Source organism: Microbacterium lushaniae (assembly GCF_008727775.1).
GTDB classification, from domain to species: Bacteria; Actinomycetota; Actinomycetes; order Actinomycetales; family Microbacteriaceae; genus Microbacterium; species Microbacterium lushaniae.
On the sequence record NZ_CP044232.1, the window covers coordinates 1,207,838 to 1,232,113 of the forward strand.

A 24,276-nucleotide genomic window follows, 5' to 3' on the forward strand; every position below is an offset into this window, starting at 1 on the left:
GTGGCTGTGGAAGTGATCGCCTTCGTCGTCGGCGTGCTCATCATGGTCGTCGGGCTGGCCGTGTCGATCGCGCTGCACGAGATCGGCCACCTCGTGCCGGCGAAGAAGTTCGGCGTGCGCGTCGGGCAGTACATGATCGGCTTCGGACCGACCCTGTGGTCGCGCCGCATCGGTGAGACCGAATACGGATTCAAGGCGATCCCCCTGGGCGGATACATCTCCATGGCCGGGATGTATCCCCCCTCCCCGCGCGAACGCGAGGCCGCGCTGGCGGGGGAGCGTTCGGGGCGTGCAGGGGGCGGCTTCTTCGCCACGATGGTGCAGGACGCCCGGGCCGCCAACGACGAGACCCTCGTCGGCGACGACGATCACCGCGTCTTCTACCGCCTGCCGGTGTGGAAGCGCGTCGTCGTGATGCTGGGCGGGCCGGTCATGAACCTCCTGTTCGCGATCGTGCTGTTCGCGGTCCTGTTCAGCGGCATAGGCATCAGCAGCGCCACCACGACGATCGCCTCAGTCAGCGAGTGCGTGCTCCCGGCCGGCACCGAGCGCACCGAGTGCACATCCGGTGACCCCGCGGCCCCCGCCGCGGAGGCGGGGATCCTGCCCGGCGACGTGCTCGTGTCGATCGACGGCACCCCCGTCTCGACGTTCGAGGAGGCATCCGACATCATCCGGGCCCACCCGGGCACCCCGATCCGCGTCGTGCTGGAGCGCGGCGGATCCGAGCAGACGGTCACGGTGACCCCGGTGCGCACGAGCAGGGAGGTCATCGGCGAGGACGGGCGCCCGGTGGTCGGTGCCGACGGGGCACCGGAGACCGAGGAGGTGGGCTTCGTCGGCGTCGGGCCGCAGGTCACGCGCGTCCCGCAGCCGCTGTGGGCGGGACCGGAGGCGGCGTTCGAGAACGTCGGCGCGGTGGCGGGCATCATGACGCAGCTGCCCGTGCGCGTATGGGACACCGCCGTCGACCTGTTCACAGGTCAGGAACGCGATCCCAACGGTCCCCTCAGCGTCGTGGGCGCGGGACGCCTGGCCGGCGAGGTGGCCGCGACGGATGCTCCGGTCCTGGACCGCGTCGCGAGCCTCATCGGACTGCTCGCTTCGCTGAACATCGCGCTGTTCGTGTTCAACCTCATTCCGCTGCTGCCCCTGGACGGCGGCCATGTCGCGGTGGCGCTGTGGGACGGTGTCAAGCGCGCGTGGGCGACGCTGTTCCGCCGGCCCCCGCCGAAGCCGGTGGATGCCACCAGGCTCGTGCCGGTGACCTTCGTCGTGGTCGTGCTGCTGATCGGGATGGGGGCCATCCTCATCCTCGCCGACCTGTTCAACCCGGTGTCGCTGTTCTGATCCCGCCGGAATCGGCGGAGATGTCGAAACCGCTCTGGCCCGTTCGCTGACGGGGTGGGAAAGTTCCCACAGAGCGAAGGAGACACCGATGAAGTACGTGATCATGTTCGCCTCCGACCCCGAGCTGGACGCGGCTCAGCCGCCGGAGCGGATGCAGGAGGACTACGCCCGGATCTACCGGTGGTTCCAGGACAACGCCGCGGTCATCGACGACGGCGGGGCGGAACTGCAGCCGGTGGAGACGGCCACCACGGTGCGGCACGACAGCGGCGATGTGGTCGTCGTGGACGGACCGTTCTCGGAAGCCCGCGAGGTCATCGGCGGATTCAGCATCATCGACGTCGCCGACATGGACGCCGCGATCGCGCTGGTGAAGACGTGGCCGTCGCTGAGCATGCCCGGCAGCTGCGTCGAGATCCGTCCGATGGTCACCGACTACGGCCAGTTCGAATGACCGTCCGTGCCCCGGCCGACCCGCGCGACGGGCCGGCCGGGGCGCGCCCGTCCGACCCGCGCGACGGGCCGGCCGGGGCGCGCCCGTCCGACGCGGCGCTCGCCGAGGTGGTGCGCGCGGAGAACGCCCGCCTCGTCCGCGCGCTGGCGGGCCGCTTCGACCTCGACGTCGCGGAGGATGCGGTCGCCGACGCCGTGGCGGAGGCACTCCGCGAATGGCGGGTCTGCGGCATCCCGCCCCGCCCCGGCGCGTGGCTGGCGACCGCGGCCCGCCACAACGCGCTGGACCGCGTGCGCCGGGATGCGCGGTATCGCCACAAGCTCGCCGAGTGGGCCGCGCCGCCGGCGCAGCCCGCCGATGAGCGGGCCGATGCCGACGAACGGCTGCCGCTGCTGTTCGGATGCTGCCACCCTGCGCTCGCGCCGGACGCGCAGCTCGCCCTCACCCTGCGCGCGGTGTGCGGCCTCACTGCCGCGCAGATCGCGGCGCTCACCTTCGAGCCCGTGGCGCGCGTGGGGCAGCGGATCGTGCGCGCGAAGCGGAAGGTCTCCGCCGCCGGCATCCCGCTGCGGATACCCGAACGCGCGGAGTTCCCCGCGCGACTGGACACGGTGCTGGCCGTCGTGGCGGCCGTGTACACGCGCGCGCATCTTCTCGACGGCGCCGACGGGCGCACGGATCGCGACGCCGCGGAGGACGCGGTGTGGCTCGCGCGGGTGGTCGCATCCGCACTCCCCGAGGAGCCCGAGGCGCTCGGGGCCCTGGCGCTGCTGCTCCTGCACCGTGCGCGCGACGAGGCACGGTCACTCAACGGAGAGATCGTCCTGCTTCCCGCGCAGGACCGGCGGTGCTGGGACCCGGCGGCGATCGCCGAAGGGATCGCTCTCCTGCATCGGGCAGCCGCGCTGCATCGCCCTGGACGGTGGCAGCTGCAGGCCGCGATCGCCGCGTGCCATGCCGAAGCGGAGGATCCGTCAGCCACCGACTGGCGACAGATCCTGGTCCTGTACGAACTGCTGCTGCGGTACGACACGTCACCTGTCGTCCGGCTCAATCGCGCCGTGGCGCTCGCCGAGGTGGCAGGTCCCCGCGTGGCCCTCAGCGAGGTCGAGGTCCTGCCGCTGGACTCCAGCCACCTGTGGCACGCCGTGCGCGCCGACCTGCTCCGTCGACTCGGGCGAGGTGCCGAGGCGGCCGCCGGAAATGCGCGGGCCGCCGAACTCGCGCGCAACGACGCCGAGCGCCGGCTCCTGCGTTCGCGTCTGCCGGAGTGAGGACTACGCCAGCGCGTGCCCGACGAGACGCTCCAGCGTGCGCATGCCGTCACGCGAGAGGATCGACTCCAGGTGGCCCTGCACGGACGCGTAGCCGGGCCCCCGCAGTGCGTACACGTCGCCGCTGTCCGGATGCGCGGCGACCTCGGTCTCGCCCACCCCCGCGGTCCCGGCGGGCACACGTGCGGTGAAGGTGTTGTAGAAGCCGATCGAGGCGGGCTCACCGAACACGTCGACGTTCAGCTGGAGCCCCTGGTGGGGGCGGGTCAGCGGCGCCAGGCCGATCCCCAGCGCGTCGGCGAGGATCTGGTGACTCAGGCACACCGCCAGCAGCGGGCGGCCCGTCCCGCGGCGGTGCGCCACGACCTCGCGCATCCGCTGCATCCGCGCGCTGTCGGCATCACGAGGATCCCCGGGGCCGGGCCCTGCCACGACGAGGCCGGCTGTCTCCACCTGCGCATCGGTGACCTCCCCCCACGGGAGGATGGTCACCTCGAGCCCCAGGTGGCGCAGCTGGTGGGCGAGCATCGTGGTGAAACGGTCCTCCGCGTCCACGACGATCGCGTCGACGCCGCGGAACGGCCCCGCCGGCGCGCTGTCCTGCGGCTGCATCCAGAACGCGGCCAGCCTGCTGTTGCGCGAGGCGAGCAGCTCCGCGATGGCCGGGTCGTCGGCGAGGACCCGCCGTCGGCCGGCCGGAGCATCCGGATCCGGTGCCGGCACGTCGCGGGGGATCGCGCCGATGGCGCCCAGCACGCCCGCGGCCTTGCCGTGGGTCTCGCCGACCTCGCCGTGCGGATCGGAGTGGCGCACGAGGGTCGCCCCGACGGGGACGCGCAGGCGCCCGCCTTCCAGGTACGCGGTGCGGATGAGGATGGGTGCGTCCAGGTCGTGCGTCGCCCCGCCCTCCTCCGTCGACGGCGTGAACAGCGCCGCGACGCCGGAGTAGTACCCCCGCGGCGTGGTCTCGTGCCGCGCGATCACCGCGCACGCGTTCTGCATGGGGGAGCCGGTGACGGTGGGCGCGAACATCGTCTCGCGGAGGATGTCGCGCGGGTCCAGCCGGCTCCGCCCGCGCAGCATGTACTCGGTGTGGGTGAGGCGCGACATCTCCTTGAGGTGCGGACCGGTGATGCGGCCGCCGTCCGAGCACACCGCCGACATCATCTTCAGCTCTTCGTCGACGACCATGAAGAGCTCTTCGGTCTCCTTCGTCGACTCGAGGAACTCGGTGAGGGTCTCCGCCGTGGCGCCGCCGGCCGGGTGGCGGAAGGTGCCGGAGATCGGGTTCATCGTGACGACCCCGCCGCGCGCGCTCACGTGCGCTTCGGGGCTGGCCCCCACCGCGACGTGTCCGTCGGTCACGACCGCGAAGGTCCAGTACGCGCCGCGCTCGTGCTCCAGCAGGGCCCGGAACCACGTCAGCGCCGCCACGCGCGGGTCGGTGCCGACGGTTGCGGTGAAATCGCGCCGGATGACGAAGTTCGCCCCCTCGCCACGGCCGATCTCGTCGGCGATGACGCGGCGGACGATGTCGGCGTACTCGTCGTCCGCGATGTCGAATCCGGCGTCGCCGAGGGGCACCGGGTCGGCCGGCAGAGCGGCGACGACCTCGGCGCGGGGGAGTGACACATGCTCGTTCACGACGAGGCAGCGCAGCGGCGCGCCGTCGTCGTGGCTGACGAAGCCGCGTTCGCGCACCTGCCGGAACGGCACGAGTGCGAGCACCTCGCGGGCGCGGCCGGACGCATCCTCGAGCGGGATGTCGGCGAGGAGGGACACGTCCACGACGTCGCCGGTGAGGACCTCGACGGTGTCGGGGTCGCGGGCGAGCAGGGCGAACGGCGCGCTGGTCTCGGCGAGGCGGGTGAGCAGAAGCGGGATGTCGGGCCGGTTCATCGTCGGTCTTTCGTCGGGGGGCGGCCGCCCAAACGAAGAAGACCGCCCCGAGGGCGGTCTGTCACACGAAGACACCGCCTAAACGGTGAGCCACCAGGTGCGGTTCGCGGACATGCGCCGAAGGTACCACACGCCCACTCCGAGCCGGTGGTCAGCCCGGCGGCGTAGGCTGAGGACGTGCCAGCAGTGAACATCGGGATGCCGCGGATCCCCGAGGTGCTCGCGCCTCGGCGCAAGACCCGTCAGATCCGCGTCGGCAAGGTGCTCGTCGGAGGTGGCGCTCCCGTGAGCGTGCAGTCGATGACCACGACGCCCACCACGAACATCAACGCGACCCTCCAGCAGATCGCCGAGCTGACCGCATCCGGATGCGAGATCGTGCGCGTCGCCGTGCCCAGCGCCGACGACGCGGAGGCGCTGCCGATCATCGCGAAGAAGAGCCAGATCCCGGTGATCGCCGACATCCACTTCCAGCCGAAGTACGTCTTCCAGGCCATCGACGCCGGCTGCGCCGCGGTCCGGGTCAACCCCGGCAACATCCGCCAGTTCGACGACAAGGTGGGCGAGATCGCCGCCGCGGCCAAGGCCGCCGGTGTGTCGCTGCGCATCGGCGTGAACGCGGGGTCCCTCGACAAGCGCCTGCTGGAGAAGTACGGCAAGGCCACCCCCGAGGCGCTCGCCGAAAGCGCCCGGTGGGAGGCGTCGCTGTTCGAAGAGCACGACTTCCACGACTTCAAGATCTCCGTCAAGCACAACGACCCGGTCATCATGGTCAAGGCCTACCGGCTCCTCGCCGCCATGGGCGACTGGCCGCTGCACTTGGGCGTCACCGAGGCCGGGCCCGCGTTCCAGGGGACCATCAAGAGCGCCACGGCCTTCGGCATCCTCTTGTCCGAGGGCATCGGCGACACCATCCGCGTGTCGCTGTCGGCCCCGCCGGCGGAGGAGGTCAAGGTCGGCCACCAGATCCTGCAGTCGCTGAACCTCCGCGAACGCAAGCTCGAGATCGTGTCGTGCCCCTCGTGCGGGCGCGCGCAGGTCGACGTCTACACCCTCGCCGACAACGTCACCGAGGGCCTGAAGGACATGACGGTGCCGCTGCGCGTGGCCGTGATGGGATGCGTCGTCAACGGCCCGGGCGAGGCCCGTGAGGCCGACCTGGGCGTCGCATCCGGCAACGGCAAGGGTCAGATCTTCGTCAAGGGTCAGGTCATCAAGACCGTGCCGGAGTCGGAGATCGTCGCCACCCTCATCGAGGAGGCCAACCGCATCGCCGACGAGATGGGCCCCGACGCCCAGATCGGCACCGCGCAGGTCATCACCGCCTGACGCGGACTGCGCCCCGCGTCCTCGTCCCTCGTCGCTCGCGCACAACGGCGGAGATCTTCGGCGACACGCCGAGCGGGGGCGGATGCGGCGGCGTGTCGCAGACGGGATCCGCTGTTGTGCGGGCGGGCGGGCGGGCGACGGCATCCACTACCGTCGGGAGTCAAATGACCGACTCCCCGATCGCACGCGTGCCGCTTTCCCGGCCGATCATCGCCGGCATCGTCACCGCTCTCGTGGGTACGACGAGCAGCTTCGCCGTCGTGCTCACGGGCCTGGATGCGGTGGGGGCCACGCCTGCGCAGGCGGCGAGCGGGCTCCTCGTGCTGTGCGTCACGATGGGCCTCGGCTCGATCGTTCTGGCGTGGCGGTACCGCATGCCGATCACGGTGGCGTGGTCGACGCCGGGGGCGGCGCTGTTGGCTGCGACCGGCTCGGTGGACGGCGGCTGGCCGGCCGCGGTGGGCGCGTTCCTGGTGACCGCGGGCCTCATCCTGCTCACGGCGCTGTGGCCGCAGCTGGGCCGGATGATCGCCCGCATCCCGCCCTCGATCGCGCAGGCGATGCTCGCGGGGATCCTCCTCCCGCTGTGCGTGGCTCCCGTGACCGGGCTGGTCACCGACCCGTGGGGAGTGGCCCCGGTGCTGCTCACGTGGCTCGTGTGCGTGCGCCTCGCGCCGCGATGGGCGGTGCCGCTGGCGTTCCTCGCGGCCGCGGTCGTCGTCGCCGTGCACGTCACCGTGACAGGTGGCTCGGTGGCGCCGGCCGACCTCATACCTCGCCTGGAGGTGACGGCACCCAGCATCAGCCTTGGAGCGATCGTGGGGCTCGCGTTGCCGCTGTTCCTGGTCACGATGGCGTCGCAGAACGTTCCCGGTGTCGCGGTCATGCGCAGCTACGGCTACACCGTCCCGTGGCGACCGGCGATGTTCGTCACCGGCGTCGGCACGGCCCTGGGCGCACCCGCGGGCGGACACGCGATCAACCTCGCCGCGATCAGCGCCGCGCTCGCCGCCGCCCCCGACGCCGATCCCGATCCGACGCGGCGGTGGGTGGCGGGGGTCTCCACCGGTGCGACCGGTATCGTCCTGGGCGGCCTGTCGGCGGCCCTGGTCGCGCTCGTCGTCGTCGCGCCGGCCGGCGTCATCCCGGCCGTCGCCGGCGTGGCACTGTTCGCGGCGTTCGGTTCGGCGGTGCAGCAGGCCATCGACGACCCGGGGGAGCGGCTCGCCGCCGTCGTGACGTTCGTCGTCGCCGCATCCGGTGTCGCCGTGGCCGGGGTCAGCGCCGCGTTCTGGGCCCTCGTGGCCGGTCTCGTCGTCCGCACCGTCCTGCACGCCGGACGCCGTTGACGCCCCCTCGGCCCGCCTGCCGCGCCGAAATCAGGAGAATCGCCCGGATCAGGACGGATGCGGCCGGTCCGGTCCTGATCTCGGCGATTCGCCTGATTTCGGCAGTGATAGGGGGTTGTTCCAGGCGTCGGCGCAGCGCCCTAGAGTATGCGCATGATCACCCTTCGGCGCGCACCCGCCGCGCTCGCCGTCGCGATCGTCCTAGGCGCCCTCGCCGGCTGCGCGCAGCCGGCTCCCGCCTCGACACCCACTGCTGCCCCGAGCAGTTCCCCCTCGCCCTCCGCGTCGGCGACCGTCGCCCCCGTCCGGGTCCCGTTCGACGGCGACTGCGCACAGGTCTTCACGGACGACGATCTCGTGACGATCACGGGAGCGGAGGCGCCCACCCTTTCGGGGGGCTCCTTGAACGTCATCCCGCCGGGTCTTCCGGCCAGTGCAGCCGTGGTGGGCGGCCTGGAATGCGGATGGCGCGGCGAGAACCTCGCCGCGTACGTGTGGGTCACGCTCTTCCCCGCCTCCCTCGTACCGGCCGAGATCGCGCAGGAACTCGCCGACGAGTCCTGTCCGGTGAGCTGTCACCGCAGCGAGGTGATCGCCGACACGTGGGCCCTCGTCACCGTGCCACCCGTGCACCCGCCCGAGCGCGAGCCGACGGCGGAGGAGTCCGCCATCGTCCAGGGACGCCTCGACGCCGCGTTCGAGGCGCTACGCGCCCACGGCGCGGCGCTGGCCGGCTCGCCCGGGCCGGCGGTCGAGCGCGTGCTCCCCGCGTGCGACACGCTGGCCGGACCTGTGCAGCAGGCGGCGGGCGTGAGCGCCCCCGTCTCGGGGTACCCGAGCGACGTGTACCCGGAGGGCCCCACGTGGGAGATCCTGCGCTCGCATGGCCTGGTCGAGTGGTGCGCATGGTACGACGCCGCCGCCGGCGTCGAGGTCTTCTGGCAGGCCGATGCCGGTCCGCCCTCGGACGACGCCCTGGCGCAGGTGGGCGCCGAGCTGACCGAGGTGCCGGGAGCTGACGTCGCCTATACCTTGACCGGCCGCGCCGACGGCCCGGCCGTGGTCGTTGTCGGTGACAGCCACCGCTGGACGGTGGGGGGTTACGGCATGTCGCTCGACGCCGTGCGCGCGGCGGCGGCCGCCGTGCTCGCGCAGGGTCGATGAGGGCCTCCGGCCCGCACGCCTAGACTGGATCCTCGTGGTCACACGTCTGTCGCACTTCTTCCTCCGCACCCTCCGCGAAGACCCGGCTGATGCCGAGGTCGCGAGCCACCGTCTGCTCGTGCGCGCCGGCTACATCCGGCGCCAGGCGCCGGGCATCTTCGCGTGGCTGCCGCTGGGGCTGAAGGTCAAGGCGAAGATCGAGGCCATCATCCGCGAGGAGATGGCGAACGCCGGCGCCTACGAGGTGCACTTCCCCGCACTGCTCCCACGCGACCCGTACGAGGCGTCGGGCCGGTGGGAGGAATACGGCGACGGGATGTTCCGCCTGAAGGACCGCAAGGGCGCTGACTACCTGCTCGCCCCCACGCACGAAGAGGTCTTCACGCTGCTGGTGAAAGACCTGTACTCGTCGTACAAGGACCTTCCGCTGACGATCTACCAGATCCAGGACAAGTACCGCGACGAGGCGCGCCCGCGCGCCGGTCTCCTGCGCGGCCGCGAGTTCACGATGAAGGACGCCTACTCCTTCGACGCTTCGGACGAGGGCCTGGATGCGTCGTACCAGGCGCAGCGCGACGCGTACGAGCGCATCTACCGGCGTCTGGGACTCGAATACGTCATCGTCGACGCCGACGCCGGGGCGATGGGCGGATCCAAGTCCGAGGAGTTCCTGCACCCCACCCCCATCGGCGAGGACACGTTCGTGCGCTCGGCCGGCGGCTACGCGGCGAACGTCGAGGCCTTCACCACGCTCGTTCCCGAGTCCATCCCGTTCGACGGGCTGCCCGATCCGGTGATCTTCGACTCGCCCGACACCCCGACGATCCCGACGCTCGTCGCCCACTGCAACGCCGTGCTCGATCCGCCCGCCGACGGCGGGGAATGGACGGCCGCGCACACGCTGAAGAATGTCGTGCTTGCTCTCAAGCACCTCGATGGCACGCGGGAGCTCGTCATCGTGGGACTGCCCGGAGACCGCGACATCGACGACAAGCGCGTCGAGGTGGTCTTCGCGCCGGCCGAGGTCGAGCAGGCCACGGAGGAGGACTTCGAGCGCCATCCGTTCCTCGTGAAGGGATACATCGGCCCGTGGTCGCCCACCGGCCCGGTGCTCGGAGAGGAATCGGCCACCGGCATCCGCTACCTCCTCGACCCGCGCGTGGTGGACGGCACGAGCTGGATCACCGGGGCCAACATCGACCAGAAGCACGTGCACACCCTCGTCGCCGGCCGCGACTTCACCGCCGACGGCTTCGTCGAGGTCGCCACGGTGCGCGAGGGCGACCCGGCGCCGGACGGCTCGGGACCGGTGACCCTCGCGCGCGGCATGGAGATCGGCCATGTGTTCCAGCTGGGCCGGAAGTACGCCGACGCGCTGGGCCTGAAGGTGCTCGATGAGAACGGCAAGCTCGTCACCGTCACGATGGGCTCGTACGGCATCGGGGTCACCCGCATCCTCGCGATCATCGCCGAGCTCAACAACGACGACAAGGGCCTCATCTGGCCCGCGTCGGTCGCGCCGTTCGACGTGCACGTCGTTGCCACCGGCCGGGATGCGGCGGCCTTCGAGCTCGCCGAGAGCCTCAGCGCCGACCTCGAAGCGGCGGGCCTGGACGTGCTGTTCGATGACCGCCCGAAGGTGTCGCCCGGCGTGAAGTTCGGCGACGCCGAACTGGTCGGAGTGCCGCGCATCGTCATCGTCGGGCGCGGAGCCGCAGCCGGCGAGGTCGAGCTGTGGGACCGTCGCACGGGGGCCCGGGAGGTCGTCCCCGCCGCAGAGGCGGTCGGCCGCCTCACCGCCGTCTGACCGTGATCCCCGCCCCGCTGGTCCCGCTCGCCGATGGGAACCGCATCCCGCAGCTGGGAGTGGGCACGTACAAGGTGCCCGCGGACGTCACCGCCGAGCTCGTCGCCGATGCCCTGCGCTTCGGGTACCGCCACATCGACACCGCCAGCCTGTACGGCAACGAGGCGGAGGTGGGGGAGGGCCTGCGGCGCAGCGGCGTGCCGCGCGAGGACGTCTTCGTCACGACGAAGGTGTGGAACGACGACCAGGGCTATGACCGCACCCTCCGCGCGTTCGACGCCAGCACCGGACGCCTCGGGATGGATGCGGTCGACCTGTACCTCATCCACTGGCCCATCCCCAGCGCCGACCGCTACCTCGACACGTGGCGCGCCCTCGTGCGCCTGGCTGAGGAGGGGCGGGTGCGCTCGATCGGCGTGAGCAACTTCTCGCCCGTGCACATCCAGCGCCTCGTCCAGGAGACGGGGGTGAGCCCGGTGATCGACCAGGTCGAGCTGCACCCGCGTTTCCCGCAGTACGAGCTGCAGGCCTGGAACACCGCGCACGGCATCGTCACCGAATCGTGGGCGCCGCTGGCGCGCGGGGGCCTGCTGGATGAGCCGGTCCTGGACCGCATCGGTGCGGCGTACGGCAAGACGCCCGCGCAGGTGGTGATCCGGTGGCATCTGGACCGCGGTCTCGTGCTGTTCCCGAAGTCGACCTCGATCGCCCGGCTGCGGGAGAACGCCGACGTCTTCGACTTCACGCTCGACGACGCCGACCGTGCCGCGATCGCCGGCCTGGAGACGGGCGTCCGCACCGGACGCGACCCCGATCAGGACTGACGCTCACACCGAGAGCTTGGCGAAGCGCGCCCGCAGGATCGTGAACGCGCCGTAGGCGAGGAACCCCGCCCCCACCGCGACCCCCAGCAGCGGACCGGCCGGGAGCTGCAGGAGCGCCTGCACGGCGCCGTCGAGCCCGCCGGCCTGCCCGGGATCGACCTGCACGGCGGCGACGCCCAGGAGCACCCCGACGATGAAGAGCGCGATGCCCTTCGCGACGAAGCCCGCGACCCCGAGCCCCGCGACGGCGTGCCCCCAGGCGGTGCGGGGAAGCGTCACCTTCGAGCGGAACGAACGCCGCACGCCCATCACGACGAACGCCACACCGGCGATGGCGACCCCGAGGCCCACCGCGGCGAGCAGGAAGGGCCCGCCGGGCATCGAGAGCACGCCGGCGCTGGCGTCCTCCGCGGCGCGCTCGGCACTCGGGCGCGCTCCGAGGGCGACGGATGCGGCGACCGCTCCCACCGTGGCGAACACGACCGCCTGACCGATCTCGGCGGCGAGGATCCCCAGGCGCTGCGTGCGTCGTGCACGGCGCGCCCCGACGGCGGCGACGGCGTGCCACACCCCCAGGGCGATGAGCCCCACCGCGATCGCCCACAGCAGCGCGAATCCCCACGGCGCGGCCGCGACGGATCGGAAGGCGCCGGTCTGGTCGGCGGCCCCGGAGCCTCCGAAGGCCGCCGCGAGGACGATGATGCCGATGAGGGCGTGCATGACGCCGTTCGCCGCGTACCCGGCGCGCGCGAGCACGCGCAGCACCGGGTTGTGCTCGGCGCTCCGCGCTGCCGCGCGGACCTCGCTGCGCATGACGGCGACATTACCGGTCCGGCGGGCCGGCTCCTGACCGGTCGGGAGCGGCTGGGCAGGGCGCATATCATGGGGCGGATGTCCCCCCGCCGGCACCTGTCCTCCCCGTGGAGAGCGCTGCCCGACCTGATCGGGCGGGCCCCTGCCCGGGTGCTGCTGGTGGCCGGGATCCTCATCGTGATCCTCGGTGCGCTCATCGTGACGCGCCCCCTCACCTCCCTCGTCCTGCTCGGGGTGTACGTCGCCCTCAGCGCGATCGTCACCGGGCTCGCCGAACTCATCACCCGGCGATCGCAGCGATGGTGGACCCGGCTGTTCGCGGTGGCGTGGATCGCCGGCGGGCTGCTCGTACTGGTGTGGCTGGGGCGGAGCCTGGATCTGCTGCCGCCGGTGCTGGCCGTCTTCCTCGTGGTGGGCGGGCTGGCCTCCGTGGGTGACGCGGTGGCCCGCGGTCGTCCCAGCCAGCGTGTGCTGTCGGCGGCCTCCGGAGCGACGCAGATCGCGTTCGGCATCCTGTCGCTGACGTGGCCGGATGTCACCGTCCTGCTCGTGGCGATCGTCTTCGGAGTGCGCACCGTCGCGCTGGGGGTCTCGCTCATCGCCCGCGGCGTGCGCGGGATGCGTGCGGCCGGACGTCTCCGACGGGGCCTCCCGGCGGCCGCCCCGTCCGGTGCGCGTGCGCGGCGGGCGTCGGCGTGGACGGCCGTCGGACGGTACGCGCTCTCACTGCTGCTGGTGACCTCGGCGGCGGGAGGCTGGCTGCTGGATGACTGGCTCGCCGATGGCGCGCCGGTCGTCGACGCCTTCTACGATCCCCCCGACCGGCTGCCGCCCGGTCACGGCCGCCTGATCCGGTGGGACGGCTACCTCGGTCGCGCCCCCCAGGGCGGCGAGGTCAGCCGCATCCTCTACACCACCCGTGACGCCGTCAGCCGGCCGGCGGTGGCCAGCGCCCTGGTGATCGTGCCGAACGACCCACCGCCGGGCCCGCGCCCGGTGATCGTGTGGAACCACGGCACGACCGGCGTCGCGCAGGGGTGCGCGCCCAGCCTGCGCGACGCGTCGGCGACGCGGTGGGCCATCCCGGCGCTGGAGGAGGCCCTGGATGCCGGATGGGTCGTGGTCGCGTCGGACTACTCCGGTCAGGGTGCACCCGGCACCTTCCCGTATCTCATCGGCAAGGGCGAGGCGCGTTCGTCGCTGGATGCCGTCCTGGCGGCGGCGGAGCTTCCCGACCTGACCCTGTCGCCCGACACGGTCGTGTGGGGTCACTCACAGGGCGGCCACGCCGCGCTGTGGACCGCGACGATCGCGGAGGAGTACACCCCCGGCGTCAACGTCCTCGGCACCGCCGCCATCGCGCCTGCCGCCGACCCCCTCGCCCTCGCCGACGAGCTGCTGGACTCAGATGCCGGCGCCCTGCTCTCCGTGCTCACGTCGTGGGTGCTCGTGCCGTACTCCGAGACGTACGCCGACGTGCACCTGGACGACTACGTCGCCCCGGGCGCACGGGCCATCGTGCGCGAGATGACCCAGCGGTGCCCCACCGAGCCGGGCGTGGTGGTCTCGGTGGTGACCGCGCTGGGGGTGTCGGAGGATCGCCCCCTCTATGCCGCCGATCTGACCACCGGAGCGCTCGGGCGCAGACTTGCCGAGAACGCCGCGACCGGACCCACCGGCTCGCCCATCCTGGTGGCGTGGGGGCAGGAGGACGAGGTCCTCCCGCCCAGCCTGCAGGAGCGCTACGTCCAGGGGCTGTGCGAACAGGGGCAGCAGGTGCGGTGGCGGGCCTACCGCGACTACGACCATCTGCGCCCCATCCTGCCCGGCTCGCGGTTCCTCCCCGTCCTCATCCAGTGGACGGAGGGGCTGTTCGACCGATCGCCCCAGATCCTCGACGACTGCGGCCGGCGGTGAGCGGCTCAGGCCGCTCGCAGGCGGGGCACGGGCGGATCCGGTAACGTTCTGGGGTTGTCGGCGCGTTCTCGCGTCGGCGAGAGCTGAATACGGAGGCCCCACGGTGGACATCGATCTCGGACTGCTGAAGACGATCGAGCGGGAGAAGGAGATTCCCTTCGAGGAACTCGCGAGCATCATCGAACAGGCCATCCTGACTGCGTATGGCAAGCACACCTCGCCGACGGGAGCCGCACCCGAAGGGGCGCGCGCGGAAGTGAACCGCAAGACCGGCCACGTCGCCGTCTTCACGCCGGTGCTCGATGACGAGGGCGCCGTCATCGGCGAGGAGGAGCAGACTCCCGAGGACTTCGGGCGGATCGCCGCCTTCGCCGCGAAGCAGGTCATCAGCCAGCGCTTGCGCGACATCGCCGACGACGCCGTGCTGGGGGAGTTCCGCGGCAAGGAGGGCGACATCGTCGCCGGGGTCGTCCAGCAGGGCCCCAACCCCCGCATGGTCCACGTCGACCTCGGCACCGTCGAGGCGATCCTCCCGCCCGAGGAGCAGGCGCCGGGGGAGACCTACCCCCACGGATCCCGCCTCCGCGTGTACGTCACGTCCGTCTCGCGCGGCACGAAGGGCCCCTCGATCACCGTCTCGCGCACCCACCCCGGCCTCGTGCGGAAGCTGTTCGCACTCGAAGTGCCCGAGATCGCGTCGGGGCTCGTGGAGATCGTGTCCCTCGCGCGCGAGGCCGGTCACCGCACGAAGATCGCCGTCAAGGCCAACGACCCGACGATCAACGCGAAGGGCGCGTGCATCGGCGAACTGGGCCGGCGCGTGCGCGCCGTCACGGAGGAGCTCGGCGGCGAGAAGATCGACATCGTCGATTACGACCCCGAGCTGCCGCGTTTCGTGGCCAACGCCCTGTCGCCGGCGAAGGTCACCTCGAGCTTCGTCCTGGATCCGACCACCAAGGCCGTCCGCGCTCTCGTCCCGGATTACCAGCTGTCGCTGGCGATCGGCAAGGAAGGGCAGAACGCGCGCCTGGCGGCGAAGCTGACCGGCGCGAAGATCGACATCCAGCCCGACAGCATCCTCGAGGACGAGTGAGCCGGCACGGCTGTCGGTCGTCGGCCCGCCCTCACGTGTAGAATGGAACCGGAACGAACGTGCGTCGCATGTCGCACGCGAGCTCCCCGGTCCACGCTCCTTCGGGTCGTGGCCGTCGATTCGGTCCTCGTGCGCGATGACCGGGCGATGATGCCGGGGCGGGGCGCGTGGGTGCATGAGACGGATGCGTGCGTGGACCTCGCCTTACGGCGCCGCGCCTTCGTCCGCGCATTGCGTGTGTCGGGCCCGCTCGACACGCAGACCTTTCAACAGACCCTCCAGCGAAACGGCTGAACGGCTATGGACTCAAAGTGAACGGCTCGAAATGAGACCCGTCCGCATCTAACGGTCTGCCCTGTCCGGGGTAGGCCCCCAGACAGGAGAATTGTGGCAAAACCACGCGTGCACGAGATCGCTTCCGAGCTCGGCGTCGACAGTAAAGTCGCCCTCGCGAAGCTGAAGGAGCTCGGCGAGTTCGTCAAGAGCCCCTCATCCACCATCGAGCCGCCGGTCGCGCGCAAGCTGCGCGCCGCGCTCGCGTCCGAGGGTGGCGCTCCGGCAGCACCGGCACCCGCTGCCGCGCGTTCGGGAGCCAAGCCCGGCCCGGCACGTCCGGCCGCGCCGTCTCGCCCCGCGGCGTCCGCTCCGGAGGCCCCCGCCCAGCCGGCAGCCCCCGCCGCGCCTGCGGCCTCGGCACCGGCCGCGCCTGCGGCACCGGCTGCGCCCGCGCCTTCCGCGCCCGCTCCGGCTCCGTCGGCTCCGGCCGCGCCGGCTCCGGCCGCCCCGGCGGCTCCCGCCGACGCGGAGGCGGCTCCGGCAGCCCCCGCCGGTGGGCCCCGGCCCGGCCCCGGCGCACCGCAGCCGCCGCGTCCCGGCGGTGCACCGCGCCCCGGCAACAACCCGTTCTCCTCGCAGCAGGGGATGGGCCAGCGTCCGGCCGGTCCGCGTCCGGGCAACAACCCGTTCTCCTCGCAGCAGGGGATGGGCCAGCGTCCGACTCCCGGCAACATCCCGCGCCCCCAGGCACCGCGCCCCGGCGCCCCGCGCCCGGGCGCACCGCGCCCCGGCGGCGCAGGTCGTCCCGGCGGCGGCGGTCGTCCCGGCGCGCCGTTCCAGCAGCGCCCAGGCGGCCCCGGCCGTCCCGGCGGTGCCGGTGGCGGTGCCGCGGGTGGCTTCGCGGGTCGTCCCGCCGGTGGTTTCGCCGGTCGTCCCGGTGGCGGCGGTGGCCGCGGTCGTGGACCCGGCGGCGGCACCGCAGGTGCCTTCGGTAAGGGCGGCGGCAAGTCCAAGCAGCGCAAGTCGCGGCGGGCGAAGCGGCAGGAATTCGAGATGCGGTCGGCGCCGGTCGTCGGCGGCGTCAACGTCCAGAAGGGCAACGGCGAGATCATCCGCCTGCGCCGCGGCGCATCGATCTCCGACTTCGCCGACAAGCTCGAGGCGATCCGCGGCTACACCGTGCAGCCCGGCACGCTCGTGACCATCCTGTTCAACCTGGGCGAGATGGCCACCGCGACCGAATCGCTCGACGAGGCGACTTTCGAGGTGCTCGGCGAGGAGCTGGGCTACAAGATCCAGATGGTCTCGCCCGAGGACGAGGACAAAGAGCTCCTCGAGGGCTTCGGTCTCGACCTGGATGCCGAGCTGGAGGCCGAGAGCGAGGACGACCTCGAGATCCGTCCGCCGGTGGTGACCGTCATGGGTCACGTCGACCACGGTAAGACGCGACTGCTCGATGCGATCCGTCAGACCAACGTCGTCGCCGGTGAGGCCGGTGGCATCACCCAGCACATCGGTGCCTACCAGGTGTGGACCGAGCACGACGGCATCGAGCGCGCGATCACCTTCATCGACACCCCCGGTCACGAGGCGTTCACCGCCATGCGTGCCCGCGGTGCGCAGGTGACCGACATCGCGATCCTCGTGGTCGCCGCCGACGACGGCATCATGCCCCAGACGGTGGAGGCGCTCAACCACGCCCAGGCCGCAGGCGTGCCGGTCGTGGTCGCGGTGAACAAGGTCGACAAGCCCGACGCCAACCCGGCCAAGGTGCGCCAGCAGCTCACCGAGTACGGTCTCGTCGCCGAGGAGTACGGCGGCGACGTCATGTTCGTCGACGTGTCCGCTCGCGAGGGCACCAACATCCAGGCACTCCTGGATGCGGTGCTCCTCACCGCCGACGCGGGGCTGGACCTCACGGCCAACCCCAACAAGGCGGCACGCGGTGTGGCGATCGAAGCGAAGCTCGACAAGGGCCGCGGTTCGGTGGCGACGGTGCTCATCCAGTCCGGCACGCTCCGGGTCGGCGACGCGATCGTCGCCGGCACGGCCTACGGCCGCGTCCGGGCGATGGTCGACGAGAACGGCGACGCCGTCCTCGAGGCTGCGCCCTCCCGCCCCGTGCAGGTGCAGGGTCTGAACTCCGTGCCGCGCGCCGGTGACGTCTTCATCGTGACCGAAGAGGACCGTCTGGCCCGCCAGATCGCTGAGAAGCGTGAGGCAGCCGAGCGCAACGCCGCTCTGGCCAAGGCGCGCAAGCGCATCTCGCTCGAGGACTTCACCCGTGCTCTCGAAGAGGGCAAGGTCGAATCTCTCAACCTCATCATCAAGGGCGACGTGTCCGGTGCCGTCGAGGCGCTGGAGGAATCGCTCCTCAAGATCGAGGTCGACGACAGCGTGCAGCTGCGGATCATCCACCGCGGCGTCGGCGCGATCACCGAGTCGGACATCAACCTCGCCACGATCGACAACGCGATCGTCATCGGGTTCAACGTCCGCCCCGACACGAAGGCGCGCGAGCGCGCTGCCCGCGAGGGTGTGGACGTCCGGTTCTACTCGGTCATCTACAACGCGATCGACGACGTCGAGCAGTCGCTCAAGGGCCTGCTCAAGCCGGAGTTCGAAGAGGTGCAGTCCGGTGTCGCCGAGATCCGGGAGGTGTTCCGCTCCTCCAAGTTCGGCAACATCGCCGGTGTCATCGTGCGCTCCGGGACGATCACCCGCAACGCCAAGGCGCGCGTCATCCGCGACGGCGTCGTGGTGGCCGATGGCCTGGCCATCGAGTCGCTGCGCCGGTTCAAGGACGACGTCACCGAGGTGCGCACGGACTTCGAGGCCGGTATCGGACTCGGCAAGTTCAACGACATCCAGGTGGGCGACGAGATCGAGACCACTGAGATGGTCGAGAAGCCGCGCGGCTGATTCGACGGGGGCCCCGAGCTGCGGCTCGGGGCCTCTTCGGTTTCCGACCGGGCCGGGTTCGGCCACTGCTCCGGGGGTTGAGGATTCGGATGTCCCGCCTCCGCGAGAGCGGGGCCCCTACCCCGATCGCTCCGGCGGAACATCCGAATCCTCGCCGGGGCAGGAATTACCCACAGCGAACACGGTAGGAAACACCATCACGGTGTGAGAGAGAGTAGAGACATGGCATCCGAACGACAGGCACGAGTCGCCGACCGCATCCGCGTGGTCCTCGCGGAGCGGCTCGAGAAGGGGCTGCGCGACCCGCGCCTCGGGTTCGTCACCATCACCGACGTCAAGGTGACCGGCGACCTGCAGCACGCCTCGGTGTTCTACACCGTCATGGGCGATGAGGCCCTGCGCGCCGACACGGCAGCCGCCCTGAAGTCCGCGACCGGGATGCTGCGCTCCGAGGTGGGAAAGCACCTGAACACCCGGCTGACACCGTCGCTGGAGTTCTTCCTCGATGCGATCCCCGAGAACGCCGACCACATCGCCGCGCTCCTGCGCGAGGCCCGCGAGCGCGACGAGGCCGTCGCAGCCCTCGCCGCCGCCGGCACCTACGCCGGCGACGCCGACCCCTACCTCAAGCCCAAAGACCAGGTGGCAGCGGAGTCGGATGACGACGATGACGCCGCCGAGGACGAGGTCCCGGCCGAGGACGACGTTCCCCGGTCCTGATCCGGGGCGCGACCGCCGTCGTCACCGGGGGAGGCGAAGCAGTTCCTCGGATGCCTCGGCCAGGCCGTCGGCGATGAGCGAGTCGATCGCACGGTCGCGCTGCGCGGGGTCGGGCCACTGGGCGATGACCTCCGCCAGCGCCACCGGGCGTGGCGCGGCGTCGCGGAGCGTCCGCAGGACGGCGCCCCGGGCATGCCGGTCGCTGCCCTCGTAGCGAGCCTGCCGGCGCCTGCGGTCCTCCGTCACGGGGTAGCCCGCCGCGCGCCAGGCGCAGGCGGACGCGAGCGGACAGGCGTCGCATCGCGGCGCGCGCGCGGTGCACACCGTCGCCCCCAGCTCCATGGCCGCGGCGTTGACGACGGTGGAGGTCGCGACGTCCGCGGGGAGCAGCGCCTCCATCGCATCGAGGTCCCGGCGGGAGGGCGGGCCGGACTGGGCGCGTCCTTCGACGGCGCGGGCGAGCACGCGACGCGTGTTGGTGTCGACGACGGGATGCCGGTCGCCGTACGCGAAGACCGCCACGGCGCGGGCGGTGTAGTCGCCGATGCCGGTGAGCGACAGGAGGGTCTCCACGTCTCGCGGCACCACGCCGTCGTGGCGGTCGCGGATCTCCACGGCGGCGCGATGCAGCCACAGCGCACGCCGGGGGTAGCCCAGGTTCGCCCATTGGCGCACGGCCTCGGCCGGAGCATCCGCTGCCAGATCCGCCGGTGCCGGCCACCGCGACAGCCACGCCTGCAGGTGGGGGATGACGCGTGCGACGGGGGTCTGCTGCAGCATGAATTCGCTCACGAGCGTCCCCCACGCGCCGAAGCCGGGCCGTCGCCACGGCAGATCCCGCGCGGCGGTGGCGTACCAGGCGGCGAGCGGGGTGGCGAGGTCCTGCACCCGATCAGCCTAGGTGCCGCCGCCGCCCGCAGGCGGCACGGCCGGCCGTGCCGGGCACGTACGCTGGATGGGTGCGGCTTCCCACCACCCCGGCCACGACCCTCCTGCGCGGACTCCGCGACGAGGTGCGCCGGCATTACCGCGCCGGCCGCGTGATCGTGGCCGTGGACGGCGTGGACGGCGCCGGCAAGACGGTCTTCGCCGACCGTCTCGCGGAGGTGTTCGCGGAGCAGGGCGGGGCGGTCTTCCGCGCCTCGATCGACGGGTTCCACCGTCCGCGCGCCGAGCGGTACGCTCGCGGGCGCACCTCCCCGGAGGGGTACTACCGGGATTCCTTCGACTACGCCACGTTCCGACGCGTTCTGATCGACCCCTTCCGCACCGGCGGGAGCGCCGGCTTCCAGCTCGCGGCGCACGACGTCGCGCGGGATGCTCCGGTGGCGTCGGAGTGGGTCACCGCTCCGCGTGACGCGGTGCTCATCGTCGACGGCGTGTTCCTGCACCGGCCGGAGCTGCGCGGCCTGTGGGACTGGTCGGTGTGGCTGGAGGTGCCCTTCGACGTCTCCTACGCGCGGATGGCGGTGCGCGACGGCAGCGATCCCGATCCGGACGCTCCCACCAACGCGCGCTACCGGCAGGGTCAGGAGCTGTACCTGCGGGAGGCCGATCCTCGCCGGGCGGCGTCCGCCATCGTGGACAACTCCGATCTCGCCGCCCCAGTGCGTGTCTTCGGAGACTTCTGCTGATGGTCGCCAGCGGCATCCTGCTCGTCGACAAGCCCGGGGGCATGACCAGTCACGACGTCGTCGCCCGCGCCCGCCGGGCGCTGGGTACGCGGAAGATCGGCCACGCCGGCACGCTCGATCCCATGGCGACGGGCCTGCTCGTCCTGGGCGTGGAAGGCGCGACCCGGCTGCTCACCTTCCTGGTGGGGGCCGACAAGACCTACACCGCGACGATCCGTCTGGGGGAGAGCACCGACAGCGATGACGCCGATGGACTCACCACCTCCCGCGCGGATGCGGCGGCCCTCGCCGCGGTCGAGGACGCGGCGGTCGCCCGCGGGGTGGCGGCGCTGACCGGTGTCATCGCCCAAGTGCCCAGCCGCGTGTCCGCGATCAAGGTCGCCGGCCGTCGCGCGTACGACCTCGCCCGTGAGGGCGTCGAGGTGGAACTGGCCGCCCGGCAGGTGCGGGTGTCGCGGTTCGACGTGCTCGCCACGCGCCGCCTGGACGATCACGTCGACCTGGAGGTGAGCGTGGACTGCTCCAGCGGCACCTACATCCGCGCCCTCGCCCGCGACCTCGGCACCGCGCTCGGTGTCGGCGGGCACCTCACCGCCCTCCGGCGCGAGCGCGTGGGGCCGTTCGGCGTGGAGGACGCGACCGGGCTGGACGCGCTCACCCCCGAGCGGATGCTGTCGCCGGCCGCCGCGGCGACCGCGGTGCTGGGCGCCGTGCCGGTCACGGCGGAGGAGGCGCGCGACCTGCGGCACGGCAAGCGGCTCCCCGGCGCTGCCGATCGGATCCCCGGGGGGATCCGCGCCGCGGCGATCGATCCGGACGGCGCCCTCGTGGGCATCGTCGAGCCGCGCGGCACCGACCTGAAGAGCGCCATGAACATGCCCGAGGAGAAGCGTCCATGATCCTGTGGTTCACCATCGCACAGGTGGCCGTCGCCGGCGTGGCCGGCGTCGTGGCGATCGTGGCGGGCCTCGCCGGCCGCCGGCCCGGCGACGTGACCGTGGGCGGGCTGGCGCTGATCGAGGTGCTCCTGCTCGCCCAGATCGTCACGGCGGTCATCGCGCCCCTCGCCGGCAACCCGCCCACGGGGAGCCTCCTGGAGTTCTGGGTGTACCTGGTCTCGGCGGCCCTGCTGCCCCCGGTCGGGGTGGCATGGGCGCTGGTCGAGCGCAGCCGCTGGAGCACCGTCATCATGGGCGTCGCAGCCCTCGCGGTGGCCGTCATGGTGTGGCGCATGCACGTCATCTGGACCGTCCAGGTCGCGTGAGCGGGGGAGCCCGGGGCTTGGTCGCGCCTAGGATTGAGGGGTCATGGCAACCCGAACTCCCCGCCGGATGACCGGCATCGGCCGCGTCCTGGTCATCGTCTACCTCATCATGGCCCTCGCCGCCACCGGACGCTCCTTCGTGCAGATCGTGAGCGAGTTCGACCAGGCGCCCCTGGCCTACACGCTGTCGGCGGTGAGCGCGCTCGTCTACATCCTCGCCACGCTCGCCCTCGTGTTCGCGGGGCGCCGCACGTGGTACGTCGTGGCATGGGTCGCGATCGCCTTCGAGCTGGTCGGCGTGCTCGTGGTGGGCACCCTCAGCATCGTGCTCCCCGAGCTGTTCCAGCATCCGACTGTGTGGTCGCTGTTCGGAAACGGCTACCTCTTCATCCCGCTGGTGCTGCCCTTCCTCGGGCTGTGGTGGCTCGCCGCCCACCGCGGCCACGCCGGCCGCGCCGAGCCCGCGCCCCAGACGGCGGGGGCGGCCTCGTGATCGTCTTCCGCGACCCCGCCGAGATCCCGCCCGGATTCGGGCCCTCGGTCGTGGCGATCGGCAAGTTCGACGGCGTGCACACGGGCCATCGCGCCGTGATCGACCGCGCGCGCGTGGATGCCGCCAGCGGGGCGCGCGTGGTGGCGGTGACCTTCGATCGCAACCCGCTGCGTCTGCTGCGACCCGAGCTGAGCCCGCCCGAGCTCATCGGCGTGCACCAGAAGCTGAGCCTGCTCGAGCGCGCGGGCGTGGATGCGACGCTGCTGCTGACCTTCGACGAGGCCCTGGCGAGCCTGACGGCGGAGGAGTTCGTCCGTCACGTGCTGGTGCAGGCGCTGGGGGTGCGCACCGTTCTGGTGGGCCAGGACTTCCGCTTCGGCAGAGGAGGTGCGGGAGACCCCGCGCTGCTGCGCGCGATGGGGGCCGAATACGGCTTCGTCGTCGACGTCGTCGACGACGTGCGCGCGATCGACGACGACCGCCGGGTGTCGTCGACCTGGATCCGCGAGCTGCTCGCCGAGGGCGATGTGGCGCGCGCCGCCAAGCTCCTCGGACGCGCTCCGTCGGTGTGGGGAGAAGTCGTGCACGGCCTCAAGCGCGGCCGCGAGCTGGGCTTTCCCACCGCCAATCTGTCACCGCGACTGGAGGGCTTCGTCCCCGCCGACGGTGTGTACGCCGGGTGGCTCATCGACCAGCGCTCCGAAGACGGCCTGCGCCCGGGGACCCGCTACGCCGCCGCCATCAGCGTGGGACTGAATCCCACGTTCGACGACGTGCCAGTGCGTCAGGTCGAGGCCTACGTCCTGGACGAGACGGACCTCGACCTGTACGGCCATCTGGTGGAGGTGCGCTTCGTCACGCGCATCCGGGGGATGGTCGCCTTCGACGGCATCGAGGCGCTCAAAGTGCAGATGACCGACGACGTCGCGCGCGTGCGCGCCGTGCTGTCCGAGCCCCAGGAGCGCGGAGCTCAGTAGGACGAGTCATCCCGCGCGCCGGTGGGGCCCGCGCCGCCGCCGATGGCGCGCAGCTCGCCCAGGATGGTCGCACTGGCGCTCGTGCCCAGGCGCGTCGCTCCCGCATCCAGCATCGCCAGCGCCGTCTCCAGTCCGCGCACGCCGCCGGAGGCCTTCACCTGCACCCGGGGGCCGACGTTCGCGCGCATGAGGCGCACGTGCTCGACCGTCGCGCCGCCGCCGCCGAATCCGGTCGAGGTCTTCACGAAGGCGGCCCCGCCCGCCTCGGTCAGGCGGCTGCCACGGGCGATCTGTTCGTCGTCGAGGTAGGAGGTCTCCAGGATCACCTTCGCGATGCGGCCGTGTGCGGCATCCACGACGGCTCGGATGTCGTCGACGACGGCGTCGTCGAACCCCGACCGGAGGAACCCGATGTTGACGACCATGTCGACCTCGCTCGCTCCGTCGGCGAGGGCCTGGGTCACCTCGGCCACCTTCGCGACGGTCGAGGTGGTGCCGTGCGGGAAGCCGATCACGGTGCCCACGGCCACGCCCGTCCCCTCGAGCCGGCGGACGGCGTGGGCGATGTCGGACGGACGCACGCACACGCTGAACACGCCCCACTGCGCCGCGATGTCCAGTTCGGCGTCGACCTGCGGACGGGTCATCTCGGGCTTGAGGATGGCGTGGTCGATGGTCGCGGCGAGGTCGCGTTCGCTGATGGCGGGCATGCCCCCA

General features: G+C 72.1%; 22 protein-coding genes. 18 read left to right on the top strand and 4 right to left on the bottom strand.

Annotated features, from left to right (window positions below):
* Positions 1-6: 6 nt before the first annotated feature.
* The 3 genes from F6J85_RS05570 (at position 7) to F6J85_RS05580 (ending at position 3,078) form a co-directional block, all read left to right on the top strand.
* The gene (locus F6J85_RS05570; protein ID WP_150924183.1) at positions 7-1,350 is read left to right on the top strand and encodes a M50 family metallopeptidase; all 1,344 of its coding nucleotides are present in this window, start codon (positions 7-9) and stop codon (positions 1,348-1,350) included.
* A gap of 88 nt (positions 1,351-1,438) precedes the next feature.
* Positions 1,439-1,804, top strand: a complete 366-nt coding sequence (locus tag F6J85_RS05575; protein ID WP_150924184.1) for a YciI family protein — start codon at positions 1,439-1,441, stop codon at positions 1,802-1,804.
* Complete coding sequence (locus F6J85_RS05580; RefSeq protein ID WP_150924185.1) at positions 1,801-3,078, top strand: RNA polymerase sigma factor; 1,278 nt, start codon at positions 1,801-1,803, stop codon at positions 3,076-3,078. Before F6J85_RS05575 ends, F6J85_RS05580 begins: the two co-directional genes overlap by 4 nt.
* 3 nt (positions 3,079-3,081) lie before the next feature.
* On the opposite strand, the gene F6J85_RS05585 is transcribed toward F6J85_RS05580, so the two are convergent.
* Complete coding sequence (locus F6J85_RS05585) at positions 3,082-4,977, bottom strand: chorismate-binding protein (protein WP_150924186.1); 1,896 nt, start codon at positions 4,975-4,977, stop codon at positions 3,082-3,084.
* A 198-nt stretch (positions 4,978-5,175) separates the two neighbouring features.
* Between F6J85_RS05585 and ispG the strand changes: the two genes are divergently transcribed.
* From ispG to F6J85_RS05610, 5 genes are all read left to right on the top strand, one after another.
* Complete coding sequence (ispG, locus tag F6J85_RS05590; protein WP_150927213.1) at positions 5,176-6,306, top strand: flavodoxin-dependent (E)-4-hydroxy-3-methylbut-2-enyl-diphosphate synthase; 1,131 nt, start codon at positions 5,176-5,178, stop codon at positions 6,304-6,306.
* A gap of 164 nt (positions 6,307-6,470) precedes the next feature.
* Positions 6,471-7,655 (top strand): benzoate/H(+) symporter BenE family transporter, encoded by a 1,185-nt coding sequence (locus tag F6J85_RS05595; RefSeq protein WP_150924187.1) that lies wholly within the window; start codon positions 6,471-6,473, stop codon positions 7,653-7,655.
* A 153-nt stretch (positions 7,656-7,808) separates the two neighbouring features.
* Positions 7,809-8,819, top strand: coding sequence for a hypothetical protein (locus F6J85_RS05600; RefSeq protein WP_150924188.1), 1,011 nt, complete (start codon positions 7,809-7,811; stop codon positions 8,817-8,819).
* Between the two features lie 34 nt (positions 8,820-8,853).
* Positions 8,854-10,626, top strand: a complete 1,773-nt coding sequence (locus F6J85_RS05605; protein ID WP_150920992.1) for a proline--tRNA ligase — start codon at positions 8,854-8,856, stop codon at positions 10,624-10,626.
* A 2-nt stretch (positions 10,627-10,628) separates the two neighbouring features.
* Entirely contained in the window at positions 10,629-11,450 is an 822-nt protein-coding gene (locus tag F6J85_RS05610) for an aldo/keto reductase (RefSeq protein WP_150924189.1), read from the top strand.
* Between the two features lie 3 nt (positions 11,451-11,453).
* On the opposite strand, the gene F6J85_RS05615 is transcribed toward F6J85_RS05610, so the two are convergent.
* Complete coding sequence (locus tag F6J85_RS05615) at positions 11,454-12,263, bottom strand: DUF1206 domain-containing protein (protein WP_150924190.1); 810 nt, start codon at positions 12,261-12,263, stop codon at positions 11,454-11,456.
* Between the two features lie 78 nt (positions 12,264-12,341).
* Between F6J85_RS05615 and F6J85_RS05620 the strand changes: the two genes are divergently transcribed.
* The 5 genes from F6J85_RS05620 (at position 12,342) to rbfA (ending at position 19,191) form a co-directional block, all read left to right on the top strand.
* Positions 12,342-14,180, top strand: coding sequence for a lipase family protein (locus F6J85_RS05620; RefSeq protein WP_150924191.1), 1,839 nt, complete (start codon positions 12,342-12,344; stop codon positions 14,178-14,180).
* Positions 14,181-14,283: 103 nt separating this feature from the next.
* Positions 14,284-15,273, top strand: coding sequence for a transcription termination factor NusA (gene nusA, locus F6J85_RS05625; RefSeq protein ID WP_150920988.1), 990 nt, complete (start codon positions 14,284-14,286; stop codon positions 15,271-15,273).
* 42 nt (positions 15,274-15,315) lie between these two features.
* Complete coding sequence (locus tag F6J85_RS05630) at positions 15,316-15,567, top strand: YlxR family protein (RefSeq protein WP_135064812.1); 252 nt, start codon at positions 15,316-15,318, stop codon at positions 15,565-15,567.
* A gap of 93 nt (positions 15,568-15,660) precedes the next feature.
* Positions 15,661-18,471: a translation initiation factor IF-2 gene (infB, locus tag F6J85_RS05635; protein WP_191906762.1), complete on the top strand. Its 2,811-nt coding sequence runs from the start codon at positions 15,661-15,663 to the stop codon at positions 18,469-18,471.
* Positions 18,472-18,693: 222 nt separating this feature from the next.
* Positions 18,694-19,191 (top strand): 30S ribosome-binding factor RbfA, encoded by a 498-nt coding sequence (gene rbfA, locus F6J85_RS05640; protein ID WP_150924193.1) that lies wholly within the window; start codon positions 18,694-18,696, stop codon positions 19,189-19,191.
* 21 nt (positions 19,192-19,212) lie between these two features.
* On the opposite strand, the gene F6J85_RS05645 is transcribed toward rbfA, so the two are convergent.
* Positions 19,213-20,079, bottom strand: coding sequence for an HhH-GPD family protein (locus tag F6J85_RS05645; RefSeq protein ID WP_150924194.1), 867 nt, complete (start codon positions 20,077-20,079; stop codon positions 19,213-19,215).
* Between the two features lie 71 nt (positions 20,080-20,150).
* Here F6J85_RS05645 and F6J85_RS05650 point away from each other — a divergent pair, with 71 nt between their 5' ends.
* Genes F6J85_RS05650 through F6J85_RS05670 form a run of 5 tightly spaced genes read left to right on the top strand, consistent with a single transcriptional unit; the run spans position 20,151 to position 23,559 of the window.
* Positions 20,151-20,825 carry a nucleoside/nucleotide kinase family protein gene (locus tag F6J85_RS05650; protein ID WP_150924195.1) on the top strand — a complete coding sequence of 225 codons (675 nt, stop codon included), beginning with the start codon at positions 20,151-20,153 and terminating at the stop codon, positions 20,823-20,825.
* On the top strand, positions 20,825-21,724 hold the full coding sequence (gene truB, locus F6J85_RS05655; RefSeq protein WP_150924196.1) for a tRNA pseudouridine(55) synthase TruB: 900 nt from the start codon (positions 20,825-20,827) through the stop codon (positions 21,722-21,724). Before F6J85_RS05650 ends, truB begins: the two co-directional genes overlap by 1 nt.
* Positions 21,721-22,089, top strand: coding sequence for a hypothetical protein (locus F6J85_RS05660; RefSeq protein WP_150924197.1), 369 nt, complete (start codon positions 21,721-21,723; stop codon positions 22,087-22,089). Before truB ends, F6J85_RS05660 begins: the two co-directional genes overlap by 4 nt.
* A gap of 43 nt (positions 22,090-22,132) precedes the next feature.
* Positions 22,133-22,582, top strand: coding sequence for a hypothetical protein (locus F6J85_RS05665; protein WP_150924198.1), 450 nt, complete (start codon positions 22,133-22,135; stop codon positions 22,580-22,582).
* Positions 22,579-23,559: a bifunctional riboflavin kinase/FAD synthetase gene (locus F6J85_RS05670; protein WP_150920981.1), complete on the top strand. Its 981-nt coding sequence runs from the start codon at positions 22,579-22,581 to the stop codon at positions 23,557-23,559. Before F6J85_RS05665 ends, F6J85_RS05670 begins: the two co-directional genes overlap by 4 nt.
* On the opposite strand, the gene deoC is transcribed toward F6J85_RS05670, so the two are convergent.
* Complete coding sequence (gene deoC, locus F6J85_RS05675) at positions 23,553-24,269, bottom strand: deoxyribose-phosphate aldolase (protein WP_150924199.1); 717 nt, start codon at positions 24,267-24,269, stop codon at positions 23,553-23,555. The two genes, F6J85_RS05670 and deoC, sit on opposite strands and share 7 nt — an antisense overlap.
* Between the last annotated feature and the right edge of the window lie 7 nt (positions 24,270-24,276).

What these genes read in the sequence shown, in the direction of transcription:
- F6J85_RS05575 (WP_150924184.1), top strand. Translation starts at nt 1,439, where the DNA reads ATGAAGTACGTGATCATGTTCGCCTCCGACCCCGAGCTGGACGCGGCT.
- F6J85_RS05580 (WP_150924185.1), top strand. Translation starts at nt 1,801, where the DNA reads ATGACCGTCCGTGCCCCGGCCGACCCGCGCGACGGGCCGGCCGGGGCG.
- F6J85_RS05585 (WP_150924186.1), bottom strand. Translation starts at nt 4,977, where the DNA reads ATGAACCGGCCCGACATCCCGCTTCTGCTCACCCGCCTCGCCGAGACC.
- ispG (WP_150927213.1), top strand. Translation starts at nt 5,176, where the DNA reads ATGCCGCGGATCCCCGAGGTGCTCGCGCCTCGGCGCAAGACCCGTCAG.
- F6J85_RS05595 (WP_150924187.1), top strand. Translation starts at nt 6,471, where the DNA reads ATGACCGACTCCCCGATCGCACGCGTGCCGCTTTCCCGGCCGATCATC.
- F6J85_RS05600 (WP_150924188.1), top strand. Translation starts at nt 7,809, where the DNA reads ATGATCACCCTTCGGCGCGCACCCGCCGCGCTCGCCGTCGCGATCGTC.
- F6J85_RS05615 (WP_150924190.1), bottom strand. Translation starts at nt 12,263, where the DNA reads ATGCGCAGCGAGGTCCGCGCGGCAGCGCGGAGCGCCGAGCACAACCCG.
- F6J85_RS05620 (WP_150924191.1), top strand. Translation starts at nt 12,342, where the DNA reads ATGTCCCCCCGCCGGCACCTGTCCTCCCCGTGGAGAGCGCTGCCCGAC.
- F6J85_RS05630 (WP_135064812.1), top strand. Translation starts at nt 15,316, where the DNA reads ATGGAACCGGAACGAACGTGCGTCGCATGTCGCACGCGAGCTCCCCGG.
- rbfA (WP_150924193.1), top strand. Translation starts at nt 18,694, where the DNA reads ATGGCATCCGAACGACAGGCACGAGTCGCCGACCGCATCCGCGTGGTC.
- truB (WP_150924196.1), top strand. Translation starts at nt 20,825, where the DNA reads ATGGTCGCCAGCGGCATCCTGCTCGTCGACAAGCCCGGGGGCATGACC.
- F6J85_RS05660 (WP_150924197.1), top strand. Translation starts at nt 21,721, where the DNA reads ATGATCCTGTGGTTCACCATCGCACAGGTGGCCGTCGCCGGCGTGGCC.
- F6J85_RS05665 (WP_150924198.1), top strand. Translation starts at nt 22,133, where the DNA reads ATGGCAACCCGAACTCCCCGCCGGATGACCGGCATCGGCCGCGTCCTG.
- deoC (WP_150924199.1), bottom strand. Translation starts at nt 24,269, where the DNA reads ATGCCCGCCATCAGCGAACGCGACCTCGCCGCGACCATCGACCACGCC.